Annotated in this window: 11 protein-coding genes; 1 reads left to right on the forward strand and 10 read right to left on the reverse strand. The window is 70.6% G+C overall.

Translation table 11 applies throughout. The annotated features are described in order from the left end of the window. The 8 genes from prmC to thrC all read right to left on the reverse strand — a co-directional run bounded on the left by prmC (position 1) and on the right by thrC (position 9,027). Complete coding sequence (prmC, locus tag AB0I81_RS32440; RefSeq protein ID WP_360664159.1) at positions 1 to 855, reverse strand: peptide chain release factor N(5)-glutamine methyltransferase; 855 nt, start codon at positions 853 to 855, stop codon at positions 1 to 3. After that, on the reverse strand, positions 852 to 1,940 hold the full coding sequence (gene prfA, locus AB0I81_RS32445; protein WP_360664161.1) for a peptide chain release factor 1: 1,089 nt from the start codon (positions 1,938 to 1,940) through the stop codon (positions 852 to 854). The genes prmC and prfA overlap by 4 nt, the downstream gene beginning before the upstream one ends. A 51-nt stretch (positions 1,941 to 1,991) precedes the next feature. Further along, positions 1,992 to 2,210, reverse strand: coding sequence for a 50S ribosomal protein L31 (gene rpmE / locus AB0I81_RS32450; RefSeq protein WP_043616312.1), 219 nt, complete (start codon positions 2,208 to 2,210; stop codon positions 1,992 to 1,994). 166 nt (positions 2,211 to 2,376) lie between these two features. Beyond that, on the reverse strand, positions 2,377 to 3,033 hold the full coding sequence (locus AB0I81_RS32455; RefSeq protein ID WP_360664165.1) for a response regulator transcription factor: 657 nt from the start codon (positions 3,031 to 3,033) through the stop codon (positions 2,377 to 2,379). An 88-nt stretch (positions 3,034 to 3,121) separates the two neighbouring features. Beyond that, entirely contained in the window at positions 3,122 to 4,384 is a 1,263-nt protein-coding gene (locus tag AB0I81_RS32460) for a sensor domain-containing protein (RefSeq protein WP_360664168.1), read from the reverse strand. A gap of 134 nt (positions 4,385 to 4,518) precedes the next feature. Continuing rightward, a complete protein-coding gene (rho, locus tag AB0I81_RS32465) occupies positions 4,519 to 6,555 on the reverse strand; it encodes a transcription termination factor Rho (protein ID WP_360664171.1) in 2,037 nt (678 codons plus the stop codon). Between the two features lie 457 nt (positions 6,556 to 7,012). Beyond that, positions 7,013 to 7,930: a homoserine kinase gene (thrB, locus tag AB0I81_RS32470; RefSeq protein ID WP_360664173.1), complete on the reverse strand. Its 918-nt coding sequence runs from the start codon at positions 7,928 to 7,930 to the stop codon at positions 7,013 to 7,015. 38 nt (positions 7,931 to 7,968) lie between these two features. Further along, on the reverse strand, positions 7,969 to 9,027 hold the full coding sequence (thrC, locus tag AB0I81_RS32475) for a threonine synthase (RefSeq protein ID WP_360664176.1): 1,059 nt from the start codon (positions 9,025 to 9,027) through the stop codon (positions 7,969 to 7,971). 252 nt (positions 9,028 to 9,279) lie between these two features. Between thrC and AB0I81_RS32480 the strand changes: the two genes are divergently transcribed. Further along, positions 9,280 to 10,683: a glycosyltransferase gene (locus AB0I81_RS32480; RefSeq protein ID WP_360664179.1), complete on the forward strand. Its 1,404-nt coding sequence runs from the start codon at positions 9,280 to 9,282 to the stop codon at positions 10,681 to 10,683. A gap of 163 nt (positions 10,684 to 10,846) precedes the next feature. On the opposite strand, the gene AB0I81_RS32485 is transcribed toward AB0I81_RS32480, so the two are convergent. Both AB0I81_RS32485 and AB0I81_RS32490 read right to left on the reverse strand, forming a co-directional pair. Then, positions 10,847 to 12,472: a glycosyltransferase gene (locus AB0I81_RS32485; RefSeq protein ID WP_360664182.1), complete on the reverse strand. Its 1,626-nt coding sequence runs from the start codon at positions 12,470 to 12,472 to the stop codon at positions 10,847 to 10,849. Next, positions 12,469 to 13,545 (reverse strand): family 2 glycosyl transferase, encoded by a 1,077-nt coding sequence (locus AB0I81_RS32490; RefSeq protein WP_360664185.1) that lies wholly within the window; start codon positions 13,543 to 13,545, stop codon positions 12,469 to 12,471. Before AB0I81_RS32490 ends, AB0I81_RS32485 begins: the two co-directional genes overlap by 4 nt. Between the last annotated feature and the right edge of the window lie 234 nt (positions 13,546 to 13,779).

Raw genomic sequence — 13,779 nt, forward strand, 5'->3', positions numbered from 1 at the left:
CTAATCCTGGCCCAGTTTGGCCGTGACGAAGCGGTCTCTTCTGGTGAGGTCCTGGCGCAGGCGTACGTCACGCCAGCCGTTGTCCTCGGGGAAGGTCAGATAAACGGCCCGGCCCTGCTCATCGGCGTGTTCCACGGCCATCCAGCCGCCAGGACGCAGCAGCCGGCGGGCCGTGCGCTCCACCGCGCGCACCTCGCCGAGCCCGTCGTCGCCCGACCCGAACAGAGCCCTGGAGGGATCGTAGTCGCGCACCTCGGGATCGCGCGGGACGGCGCCGGGCGGGATGTAGGGCGGGTTGGAGATGACCAGGTCCACCTTGCCGTTGAGCTCGGGCAGCGCCTCGGCGAGATCCTCGGGGTGCAGGTGGGTGCGGCCCTGGCCGAGCTCGGAGATGTTGCGCTTGGCCCACGTGTACGCCGCCGGATCGACCTCCACGGCGTGCACCTCGGCCAGCGCCACCTCCTGGGCGATGGACAGCGCGATCGCGCCGGAGCCCGTGCCGAGATCGACGACGAGCGGCGCGGTCACGTCCATCTCGCGCAGCGTCTCGATGGCCCAGCCGGTCATCACCTCGGTCTCCGGCCGCGGCACGAACACGCCGGGACCGACCGAGAGCTCCAGATAGCGGAAGTAGGCGTGGCCGGTGATGTGCTGCAGCGGCTCGCGGGCCTCGCGGCGGGCGACGCCCTCCCAGAACAGCGCGTCGAACTCGGAGTCCTTGACCGTGTGCAGCTCGCTCCTGCGCACGGCGTGGACGAACGCCGCGATCTCCTCCGCGTCGGTGCGCGGCGAAGGAACGCCTGCCTCGGCCAGCCGGGCGGTGGCGAGCGCGATCTCGTCCAGCAGAAATGTCATGAGTGTTGTGCGAGCTTCTCCGCCATTTCGGCGTCGATGAGGGCCTGGGTGACGGCGGTCAGTTCACCGTCGAGAACCTGGTCGAGGTTATACGCCTTGAAGCCGACGCGGTGGTCGGAGATGCGGTTTTCCGGGAAGTTGTAGGTGCGTACGCGCTCGGAGCGGTCGACGGTGCGCACCTGCGACTTGCGCTCGGCCTGCGCGGCGGCCTCGGCCTCCTCCTGCGCGATGGCCAGCAGCCTGGCGCGCAGGATGCGCAGGGCCGACTCCTTGTTCTGGAGCTGGCTCTTCTCATTTTGACAGGAGACGACGACGCCGGTGGGCAGGTGGGTGATGCGGACCGCAGAGTCGGTGGTGTTGACGCTCTGGCCACCCGGGCCGCTGGAGCGGTAGACGTCGATGCGCAGGTCGTTGGGGTCGATCTGGACGTCGACCTCCTCCGCCTCCGGATAGACGAGCACGCCCGCGGCGCTGGTGTGGATGCGGCCCTGGGACTCGGTGACGGGCACCCGCTGCACGCGGTGCACACCGCCCTCGAACTTCAGCCTGGACCACACGCCCTCGTCGCCCTTGGCCCTGATGCCGACCGTGACGTCCTTGTATCCGCCGAGGTCGGAGGGCTGGCTGTCGATGACCTCGGTCTTCCAGCCGAGCCGCTCGGCGAAGCGCAGGTACATGCGCAGCAGGTCGCCCGCGAACAGCGCGGACTCCTCACCGCCCTCGCCCGCCTTGATCTCCATGATGATGTCCTTGTCATCGTTGGGATCGCGCGGGATGAGCAGGTGTCTGAGCTTCTCCTCAAGCTGCGGGATGCGCTCTGCGAGCTCCGCGGCCTCGGCGGCGAACGCCTCGTCCTCGCCGGCCAGCTCCTTGGCGGCCGTCAGGTCCTCGCGGGCGGAGTCCAGCTCGCGGTAGGTGCCGACGATCGGGGTGAGCTGCGAGTATCTGCGACCGAGCGTGCGGGCCTTGTTCTGGTCGGCGTGCACGGCGGGATCGGCGAGCTGCAGCTCCAGCTCGGAATACTCCTTGAGCAACTCGTCGAGGTTCACCGTGAGGTCCTTTTTCGTAAGGTATGGCCGCTTCACCAAGAACGCCGACCCGGCGCACGGGGTGCGTCCGGGCCGGCGTGAGTGGAGCTACTTGCCCGTGGCCTTCTTGCCGAAGCGCTTCTCGAAGCGGGCCACCCGGCCGCCGGTGTCCAGGATCTTCTGCTTGCCCGTGTAGAACGGGTGGCAGGCGGAGCACACGTCGGCGTGGATGACGCCGTTCTTGGCGGTGCTACGGGTGGTGAACGTGTTACCGCAGGAGCAGGACACCTGGGTCACGTGGTAGTCGGGGTGGATGTCGCGCTTCATCGCTGTCCTTTCGGGGTGCGGCCGCCGGGTCGCCTTCACGCACGGCGTGAACCGGAACCGCAAAATGGTCAGCTACCAGTGTGCCAGATCGTGCAACCATCCCAGGCCATCGCGCATTCCCCTTGGTCTTGCCAAGTGGCCACATCAGGCTCACCGGCAACGGCCGTCACACGCGGCGGGGCGGTTCCGAGCGCCCCAGGTACGTCAGCACGGCCAGCACGCGCCGATGGTCCTCCGGCGCCGGTCCGAGCGTCAGCTTGGTGAAGATGCCGGAGATGTGCTTCTCCACCGCGCCCTCGGTGACGACCAGCCTGGCCGCGATGGCGGTGTTGGAGCGGCCCTCGGCCATCAGGGCGAGCACCTCGCGCTCGCGGGGCGACAACGAGTCTAGCGGCGCGCCCCGGCGCTGGCGGCTGAGCAGTTGCACGACCACCTCGGGGTCGATGACGGTGCCGCCGGCCGCCACCTGCCGCACCGTCTCCAGGAACTCGGCCACGTCCGCCACCCGCTCCTTCAGCAGGTAGCCGACGCCCTTGCCGATGAGGTCGCCGGCGTAGCGCTCCTCGACGTACTGCGAAAGCACCAGGATCGGGAAGTCCGGCCGCGCCGCCCGGACCCGCATCGCGGCCCTCAGCCCCTCGTCGGTGTGCGTCGGCGGCATGCGTACGTCGACGATGGCCAGGTCGGGCTCGTGCTCGGCGACCGCGGCCACCAGCGCCGACCCGTCGGAGACGGTCGCCACCGTCTCGATGCCGCCGTCGGCCAGCAGCCGCGCGAGCCCTTCGCGTAACAGTACGGAATCCTCGGCGATGACCACGCGCATGGCCACATGATGCCAGCGGCCCCCGCCCAGCGCCTCACAGTCGCCCGCGGAGCCCGCCCCCGCAGAGCTCCCGGCCACCGTCGCGCGCCTACCACTCGCACGGCAGTTCCGCGCGGACGAGCGTGGGCCCGCCCCCCGGGCTGTGCACGACCAGCACGCCGTCGATGGTGGCCGCCCTGTCGCCCAGCCCGGACAGGCCGCCGCCCGGAGTGACGATCGCGCCGCCGATGCCGTTGTCCCACACGTCCACGATCACCCCGCGCTGCTCCCTGACCACCGTGACCGACGCCTCGGTGGCGCCGGAGTGCTTGGCCATGTTGGCCAGCGCCTCCGCCACGATGAAGTACGCGATGCTCTCCACCGCCGCCGGTGGCCGCTCCCGCAGCTCCACGGACACGTCCACCCGGATCGGCGCCCGCGCGGCCAGCCCCGACAGCGCCGCGTCCAGCCCGCGGTCGCTCAGGATGGCCGGATGGATGCCCCTGGCCAGGTTCCGCAGCTCGGCGATGGCCGCCTTGGTGCCCGCGTACGCCTGCGCGATGAGCTCCCTGACCTCCTCGGGATCGTGGTCGAACTTCGACTGCGCGCGCCCGAGGTCAACCGCCACCGACAGCAGCCGCTGCTGGGCGCCGTCGTGCAGGTCGCGCTCGATCCTGCGCCGCTCGGTCTCGGCGGCGTCGATGCCCCTGGCCCTGCTGACCCGCAGCCGCTCCTCCTCACCGCCGCCCAGCAGCACCGTGGCCAGCGTCGCGTGCAACCAGGCCATCCCCCTGGCCAGGTACGCGCTCAGCACCAGCAACAGCAGTCCGAAGGCGGCGGCCACCCAGGCGCCCGTCCAGTCGGAGATGAAGTACCCGCCGTCCCCGTACGCGTTCTCCATCCCGTACAGGAAGGGAGCCAGCAGCAGCCCGCCCGTCCCCATCCACATGCCGAGCGACACCATGAACTCCACCGCCCCGAGCGGCAGCAACATGAGCAGGTAGCCCAGATCCCGCCAGGTCGCCGGATCCTTCATCAGCCACTGGATGTGCGCGCCCACCCCGCGCTCCGGCCGCGGCCGGTAGGGGTCGGGCAGGTCGAGCCCGAACGCCAGCCGCAGCAGCCGCCGCTCCAGCCGGGCCCCGCCGCGCCACAGCAGCACGGTCGCGATCGCCAGCGGCACTCCGACCCAGACGACGGAGAGCACGAGGGAGCCGGGGACCGTGAGGGCCAGCACGGCGTACCACAACAACCCGAAAAACGCACTGACCAGCAGGTACGGCACAGCCCGCCACGTCATGGGATCCACCAGCACACCGAACGGACCCATCGGCCCCAACGGCACGCGGTCCTTCAACGCCACCGTTCGCATGCTGACAGCGTGCCCCGGCGGCCCGGCCGAGTGAATACGGCTGACAACCGTCCCGGGGTGGGGCTACCCCCACCCCGGCATGGCGAAGGGGCGGCGGGAAACTCCCACCGCCCCTTGCCGGAAAGGCGAAGCCGCTAGTCGCGGTCGTTGCTCACGGTGGTCTTCTGGACCTGCATGAGGAACTCGGCGTTGGACTTGGTCTCCTTCATCTTCTCCAGGAGCAGCTCCAGCGCCTGCTGCATGTCGAGCGCGTGCAGCACGCGACGCAGCTTCCAGACGATCTGCAGCTCGTCCTTGCCCATGAGGATCTCTTCCTTACGCGTGCTGGACGCGTCGACGTCCACCGCCGGGAAGATCCGCTTGTCGGCCAGGGACCGGTTGAGCTTGAGCTCCATGTTGCCGGTGCCCTTGAACTCCTCGAAGATGACCTCGTCCATCTTCGACCCGGTCTCGACCAGGGCCGTGGCGAGGATCGTCAGCGAGCCGCCGTTCTCGATGTTGCGGGCGGCGCCGAAGAAGCGCTTGGGCGGGTAGAGCGCCGTGGAGTCGACACCACCGGACAGGATGCGCCCGGACGCCGGGGCCGCCAGGTTGTAGGCGCGGCCGAGCCGGGTGATCGAGTCGAGCAGGACGACCACGTCGTGGCCCAGCTCCACCAGGCGCTTGGCCCGCTCGATGGCGAGCTCGGCGACCGTGGTGTGGTCCTCGGCGGGACGGTCGAAGGTCGAGTGGATGACCTCGCCCTTGACCGACCGCTGCATGTCGGTGACCTCTTCTGGCCGCTCGTCCACGAGCACGACCATCAGGTGGCACTCGGGGTTGTTGCGGGTCAGCGCGTTGGCGATGGCCTGCAGCACCATCGTCTTACCTGCCTTGGGCGGCGAGACGATGAGGCCACGCTGGCCCTTGCCGATCGGCGAGACGAGGTCGATGATCCGCGTGGTGAGGATGTTGTGCTCGGTCTCCAGCCGCAGGCGCTCCTGCGGGTAGAGCGGCGTGAGCTTGTTGAAGTCGGGCCGGTTGCGGGCCTGCTCCGGGTCCATGCCGTTGACGGTGTCGAGGCGGACCAGGGCGTTGAACTTCTCGCGCCGCTCACCGTCGCGCGGCTGCCTGACGGCGCCGGTGACGACGTCGCCCTTGCGCAGGCCGTTGCGGCGGATCTGGGCCAGCGAGACGTAGACGTCGTTGCTGCCCGGCAGGTAGCCGCTGGTCCTGACGAACGCGTAGTTGTCGAGGATGTCGAGGATGCCGGCGATCGGGATGAGCACGTCGTCGTCGCCGATGACGGGCTCGCTGCTGTCGTAGCGCTCGCGGCCGCGTCCACGGTTGCGTTCCCTGAAGCGGCCCCTGCGGCTGCGGCCGCCGCGGTCGTCATCGTCGCCGCCGCCCCGCTGGTCGTTGCGCTGGTCGCCCCGCTGGTCACCGCGCTGGTCACTGCGGCTGCCCGAGTCGGCGGCGACGCGCTCGCCGCGCCCGCCGTCACGCTCGCCACGGCCGTCACGGCCATCGCGACCACTGTCACGACCGTCGCGCCCGCCGTCACGGCCGTCACGTCCGCCATCGCGGCTGTTCTCGCCACGGTCACTGCTGCGGTCGCCACGCTCGCGGCGCTCGCCGCGGCTGCGGCGCTCACGCCGGCTCTCGCCACGGTCCCGCGTCTCGCCCTGTCCGGCCTCCACGGGCTGGGACTGCTGCTCGACGACCGGCTCCGCCGGGGCGGCGACCGGCTCGGGCGCGGTGACCACGGGCGCGGGCGCGGCCTCGGTGACCTGCGCCGCGGCGGGCTGCGGAGTGGGCTCCTCAGCCGGCTTGTCGGCGGTCTTGGTGCGGGAACGTTCCCTGCGCGTACGGGTGGGCCGCTCGGCCGCGGGGGCCGCCTCCGTCGAGGCGGCGGCGGGAGCCTCGGCCGCGGGCGCGGCCGTCGGTGCGCCATCTCCGGAACCGCCACCCTGCTTCTCCTGGATGGCCGCGATGAGCTGGCTCTTCCGCATGCGCCCGGTCCCGCTGATGCCCAGCTCCGCTGCCATCTTCTGCAGCTCGGGCAGCACCTTGGCGGACAGGCCGGTGCCGGAGCGACGCGCACGCGGCTTGGCCGCTGCGCGGGTGGGGGTGTCGCCGGACGCCGGCTCAGCGCCTGATGCGTCGGAGAGGAGTTCGGTGGTGTCGCTCAACTAAAAGGTCCTTCCCAGGGGTCGGGCGCCGGTTTTGTTCTTCCGGGCGTCCCGGAGGTGCTTGCGATCCGGCGGGACAGACCGGGTCGGGGTGCACTTTTGCGATCTTCGGCTGCCAATGGAGACTGCCGCCACTCTTGAGTGAGGGCTCGTCCACGCCGCCGATGGCCCTTGGCGCGTGGCAGACGCCCCCAGATTGCTGTCGCCAACCAGATGTCGAGATGATTCGAACGCGCAGATCCCCGTCGTCGCCACCTCACGTTGAGCCAACCGGGTGTGGGCCAACCGGAGGCAACGGATTCCGGGGAGACAGCCGCGCTGCTCACGCCTCGCGACGTGAAACATGATGCAGCGATGTATGGCTGACAAGCACGCACCCACCAAGGGGGCATCTGGTGCGGCTATCAGCCTAACATCACCAGCGCACACGGCTATTCCCTGAAGGTCTAAAGAGGCATCAGCGTGTCTCGGGGAACTGAACGTTCGCACCAACCGGGTCGACGTCCATTTGCTGGATGTGCCAGTCATTACCCACTTCTGGCGCGATCAAATCCTGCGTATCCGATGTCGAAAACGCAAGAACCGTGGGACCCGCTCCCGAAACGACCGCGGGCACGCCCACTGCACGGAGACGTTCTACCAGATTTGCGCTCGCCTTCATCGCAGGCGCGCGGTAATGCTGGTGGAGCCGGTCTTCCGTGGCGGCGAGCAGGAGCCCTTGCTCGGGCCGTCCGGTCAGCGCGGCGATCAGCAGCGCGGCCCTGCCGGCGTTGAAGGAGGCGTCCTTGTGGGGCACGTCCTTCGGCAAGAGCCCCCTCGCGGCCTCCGTGGACAGCCGTGTGCGCGGAATCGCGACGACTGGACGGATCCGCTGGTCGGGAGCCAGTTTCAGCATATGGGGCAGCCCGTCGTGGTCGGACCACGACACGGTCAGCCCGCCCGCCAGGCAGGGGGCGACGTTGTCGGGATGGCCCTCCATCTCGGTGGCGAGCGCGTACACGCCGTCGTCGGAAAGATTGGCGGCAAGTTCGCTATCGGCCAAAGCGCGCGCGGCGAGAATGCCCGCGCACACGGCGGCCGACGACGATCCCAGCCCGCGCGCGTGCGGGATCCTGTTGCGGCAGTGCAGGCGTATGCCCTCGGGTTGGGGCTGTCCCATGCGGTCGAAAGCCATGCGCATGGCCTTGACGATCAGGTGCCCTTCTCCGAGATCCACCTCCCCCGCGCCCTCGCCCTCCACGGTGACGTGCACGCCGCGCTCCCCGGTGAGAGCGGCGCTCACCTCGTCGTGGAGGCCCAGCGCGAGCCCGAGCGCGTCGAACCCGGGCCCCAGGTTCGCCGACGTCGCGGGTACGCGAATGTCAACGTTCCTCATTGATTCACTTTTCCCTCGTCACTCCCCGTGCGCCCCCGTCAGGCGAGGTTGAGAGCCGCCGCGGCGGCGTGGACGTCGATAGGGATGACCACCGGCGCTGGTGCCCCCGAAATGGCCCAGTCAGGGTCCTTCAACCCGTTGCCCGTGACCGTGCAGACGATGCGCTGCCCCGACTCCACCATGCCCTGTGCGTGGGCCTGCAGCAAGCCCGCTACGCTCGCGGCGGACGCGAGCTCCACGAACACGCCTTCCTCCTGCGCCAGCAGCTTGTACGCCGCCGCGATCTGCCGGTCGGTCACCGCCTGGATGGCCCCGCCCGAGTCGTCGCGGGCCGAGGTGGCCAGCGACCAGGAGGCCGGGTTGCCAATGCGGATCGCGGTGGCGATGGTGTGCGGATGGGCGACGGGCGCTCCCCCGACGATCGGCGCCGCGCCGCTGGCCTGGAAGCCGAACATGCGCGGGCGCTTCGTCGACACCCCGTCGTCGAAGTACTCCTGATAACCCATCCAGTAGGCCGAGATGTTGCCCGCGTTGCCCACCGGGATGCAGTGGATGTCGGGCGCGTCGCCCAGCGTGTCCACGATCTCGAAGGCCGCCGTCTTCTGCCCCTGCAGCCTGAACGGGTTGACCGAGTTGACCAGCGCGATCGGATAGCTGGTCGACAACTTCCTGGTCATCTCCAGGCAGTCGTCGAACGACCCCTCGACCTGCAGCAGCGTGGCCCCGTGCACGAGCGCCTGGGCCAGCTTGCCCATGGCGATCTTCCCCTTCGGCACCAGCACGGCGCAGGTCAGCCCCGCGCGCACGGCGTAGGCGGCGGCCGACGCGGAGGTGTTGCCGGTGGAGGCGCAGATGACCGCCTTGGCCCCCTCCTCGACCGCCTTGCTGATGGCCATGGTCATCCCGCGGTCCTTGAAGCTGCCCGTCGGGTTGGCCCCCTCCACCTTCAGGTAGACGTCACACCCCGTGAGGGCCGAGACGCGGTGCGCGGGCACCAGCGGCGTGCCGCCCTCGAGCAGCGTGATGACCGGCGTCTTCGCGGTGACCGGAAGGCGCTCGCGGTACTCCTCGATGAGGCCACGCCACGACCTGCTCATGATGACTCCCTACCTGCGGTGTTGGGCACCGAGTGTACGGGGTTCGGGGGGTCGTCGCGGAGCCGCGTCCCACGAGTCGGACACGCCCGGTACTCGCCCGTTGGACAGGGGCGCTATTCAGGAAATTCTCAGCATCTCCCGATAAGGTCGGGGCAGGGGGTCACGACCATGAACGCGCGTCCTGCTCTGAGGCAGAACGACTTTTCACCTGTAGCGGCACCGCCACTCGGCGCCTGGTCACCCGCCCTTTCCGTGAGCGTGGTGATACCCGCGCACGGTGGGCAGGACAAGCTCGACCTGACGCTGGCCGCGCTCGCCGCGCAGACGTATCCGGCACACCTCATGGAGGTCCTGGTCGTCGACGACGGCAGCCTGCCGCCGATCCGGCTGCCCGAGATCCGACCGGTCGGCACCCGTCTCGTACGGGTCACCGACGGCTGGGGCATCTCCAACGCGGTCAACACCGGCGCCAAGGCCGCCGACGGCGAGATCATCCAGCGGCTCGACTCCGACATGGTGGCCTGCCGCGAGCACATCGAGGCCCTGGCCAGGTGGCACCACGTGACGGACTACCTGGTCACGATCGGCATGAAGAAGTTCATCGAGCCGCCGGCCGTCACACCGGAGCAGATCTTCCAGGCGGGACATCTGGGTGAGCTCTTCGACCTGGCCGCGGCCGTGCCGAGTTCGACCGAGGCGACGATCGCCAAGACCGACGGGCTGCGCAAGAGCCGCAATCCGTACCACGTGTGCACCGGCCCGACATTCGCGCTGCCCAGGGAGGTCTTCCACGCCGTGGGCGGGCTCGACCCGACCGTGGCGCGGGGCGAGGACACCGAGTTCTCCTACCGGCTGGCCATGCACGGCGTGGTCTTCGTGCCCGACCTGGATGCCCAGGCCGTGCACCTGGGGCTGCCCTCGCAGCACCGCGACCGGGAGCGGGCCGTGCGGGCGGTGGAGCCGTACCTGGCGCACCGGATCCCGCTGCGCCGGGACCTGCGCAAGGATCGGGGGCGGCGGTGGCTGGTGCCGTACGTCGAAATCGTGCTGGATGTCACAGACACCTCCGAGTCCGTGGTGCGGCAGGCGGTGGCGGCGGCGCTGGACGGCAAGCTGCAGGACGTCGTGGTGACGCTGGTGGGGCCGTGGTCGCGGCTGGCCGACGGGCGCCGCTTCGCGTTGTCCGACCCGTGCTTCGAGCTGCGGCTGATGCGTGACCTGTTCGCCCGCGACGAACGCATCCGCCTCATCGACGAGGCCGCCCCGACGCCCGCGCCGAGCCCGTTCCGCTATCGCGGGCCCGTTGACGTGCCGCTGCACCGGGCGACGCTGGAGCGCATGATCGAGTCGGTGCAGAAGGACCTGGCGGGCGTCCTGATCGTGGACCTGCCCGACGGGCGCACGGCCCGCCTGGAGCGCACCTCGGCCCTCGGCCGGGCCGCCCTGCTCACCGAGCCGGGCGACGACCTCGACGAGATCATCGAGACCACCCACGGGGTACGCCACGAGCCGCCGGACCGCTACTGGCCCGCCCCGACGCAGCCGGAACCGGTCACCATCCCGGCCCCGCCACCGGCTCCGGCCCCGGCGTCACCGGTGGAAACGCCGGAGAAGAAGCTGCTGCGCCGCCTGAAGTCGGCCCTGCGCCCCAACTGACGGCTCCCCGGTCCTGCCGCCGGTCCCGCCTGTGACAGGCGGCCCGGCCCCCGGTCCCGCCTGTGACAGGCGGCCCGGCCCCCGGTCCTGCCGCGTGACAGGCGGCCCGGCTCGTGGACGGTCTTTGAGCGGCGCGCACGGCCGGCCGGCGCGCCGTCGCGGTTCAGTCGCGCAGGCGTTTGCGCAGGGCGGTTCTCATCTTGGTGGACACCAGCGTGCGCAGGTTCTGCTGGGCGCGGTTGGCGGCGTGCAGCTGGCGGCGCAGCGTGCCGACCTCGCGGCGCAGCTCCACGGCCGACTTGCGCCAGTTGCTCGACTCGTCCTTCCACTTGGCCACCTGCGCCCGCAGCCGCTCGACCTCCTTGGCCAGCCTGGCCGCCTCGGCCTGCGCCGCCACCCTGGCCTTATACGCCCCCCGCCGCCCGACCGGCGGCTCCGCCCCGTTGGTGAACCCGGTGGTCTCGCCCGCCACCCAGGACACGCCCGACACCGCGTCCACGACGTCGTCCAGGTCCTCTCCCGGCTCCGCCACAAAACGCGCCCTGGCGAAGGCGGCCGCGCGCTCCAGCCGGGCCGCCACCACGCCGTCGGACGACTCGTCCAGCAGCACGTTGACCAGGCCCAGGCCCTCCTCGCGGGCCAGTTCGAGCAGCCCGGCGAGGCTGTCCTCACCGGGGACCCAGCCGGCGGGCAGGCGCAGGACGAACGGCACGGCCGGATCCACCTCGGACGTGGCGGCCAGGCGTACCCGGCCCTCGTGCCGGTAGTGCCCATGGACCAGCACCAGCTCCAGGTCCGGATCCTTGAGCGGGGCGCGACGGTCGCGGTCGAGGCCGTCCCAGGGGCCGACGAGCAGCACGGACAGGTCGGGCACCGTACCGGCCAGCAGGGCGTCCACGGTCGCGCGCACCTCGTCGTACCCGGCCGTGCCGTCCACGACCGCCGTGACGTACGGCACCTTCCACTGCCGCCCGGGATGACCCCTCAGCCAGCGGTAGGCCGGGATGCGGTCGGCCACGAACGCGTGGCTCACCCGGTCGATGGGCTGCTTGTCGCGCATCCGCATGGTCGGCCCGAGGTGGTAGGCGCGGGCCGCGGGCTCCGGTACGAAGACCGCGCCCGCCTGCCCGAGCCGGTAGCCCATCTCGGTGTCCTGGCCGAGGATCAGCTCCTCGTCCATGGGCCCGGCCGCCTCGATCAGCCGCGCGCCGACCGAGGTCGCGCCCCCGACGTGCAGGCTGAAGGGCCGCTGGGGGTTGTCGGTGAGGCCGCCGGTGCGCTCGACGAGGTCCACGATCCAGGTGTGCGGCTCGGCGGGCTCGAAGTGCTTCTCAAGGTCTTCCGGCAGCTCGGCGGGCACCTGCGCGTCGGTGAACCTGATGTAGCCGGTCACGACGAGGTACGGGGCGGCGTGGTGCCAGCGCATGTGCGCCTCGATCGCGCCCGGGGTGAGCACCACGTCGGAGTCGAGCCAGTGGATCACCTCGCCCGTGGCGGCGGCCAGGCCGGCGTTGCGGGCGCTGGCGCGGCCGGGCCGGTCGCAGACGATCAGGCGGGCGGCGGATCCGGCCGGCAGGCGCAACGGCGGTGAGGTGCCGTTGTCGACGACGATGACCTCGGTGAGGCCGGCCGGATAACTCTGTCTGGCCAGCGCGGCGAGCACCAGGTCGAGCTTGTCCTGGCCGCCGTAGGCCGGGATGACGACACTGACCGTCAGCCGGGGCGTGAAGTGTTCGTCGGGGGCCAGCACGCGGTAGTCGTTGCCGCGCACCCTGCCGGGCACGGTCATGCGGCTTTCATCAGCAGGCTCGGCCGGAAGCCGCGCCACTGGTTGGCGGCCACCTTGACGAAGTGGGCCAGCGGGAGTTGCCAGGTGTGGTCGGCGCTGAGCCCTCTGCGCAGGACGTAGCCCAGCCCGTGGGTGCGATAGATGCGGGCCTCCGCCTTTTGTGCCGCTTTCAGGAATTCAAGATCGACCGCGCGCGGCAATCCGGGAAATCCGCCTATTTCACGGAATTTCGCCCGAGAGGTCATGATCGTGCCGCCGGCGACGTGATCGGCATAGACCTCGCTCGGATAGCTCGCCCCGCTCGCGAACGTCGTACGCCTGATCGTCGCCTTCAGCGGTTCCAGGTAGAAGAACTCGGCCGTGGTGCCCACCACGTCGGCCTGCGCGTACCCCAGGGCCATGAACAGGTCGGCCAGGTGGCGGGGACCATACCAGTCGTCGTCGTCCCACTTGGCCAGGTAGTCGCCGGAGGCCAGGCCGGCGGCCCGGTTGAGCACCTCGCCGAACGGCGTCGACTCGGGCGCCTCGACCCACTTCACCGGCAACGAGCAGGACTCGACGGCCTCGCGCACCTGCTCGAAGGCCACGCCGTGCAGCCCCAGCAGCACCTCGGCCTCGACCCCGCGCTGGCGCTCCATCTGGGCCAGCGCCACGCCGGCCAGGCCGGGCCGCTTGGTCGCCATGACGATGCTGACCTGCGGGGTCGCTCCGACGGCGTGGGCCAGGCGGCGCAGGCGTACGCTGTGCTCCTCGCGCCGCAGGTCGGACAGCGAGCGCGGGGTCTTGTCGGCGGCGTGGCCGAGCCAGCCGCGGTCGGTGAGCAGCGTGGCCAGGTCGGCGGGCACCCACGGCGGCGCGTGCGCGGCCGTCAGCGGAACTCCGGCGGCGGCCTGCTCCAGCAGCGCGGCGAGCGGGACCGGCGCGTCCGGCCACTCGATCTCCAGGCCGAGCAGGGGGCGCAGCGCGGGCAGGTCGAGCGGGCCGCCCTCCACCTCCCAGCCGCTGCCGGCCCAGTGCAGGCGGGCCAGCCCCTTCTCCGGCGTACGGGTGAAGCCGCAAGGGGTTACGGACATGGCTGGGGCGCTCCTCGACCGCTTTGGGATCTAATCGGCGCCTACATTACGCCCGTTTTACTGACGGGTAGACGCGGGTGCCAGATTCGGCAGGCCCGGCGGCATAGGCGAAGCGGCTCCGGATTCGCCGTGCTCGATCAGGAACTTGTACGCCAGTGCCTGAAGTTTATTAAGGTGTCCGTTAATCCCCAGATGTCCGTGACACCTCCGATGTCCTTGAAGTCATGAACGACG

The organism is Nonomuraea sp. NPDC050404 (genome assembly GCF_040655495.1).
Lineage (GTDB): Bacteria > Actinomycetota > Actinomycetes > Streptosporangiales > Streptosporangiaceae > Nonomuraea.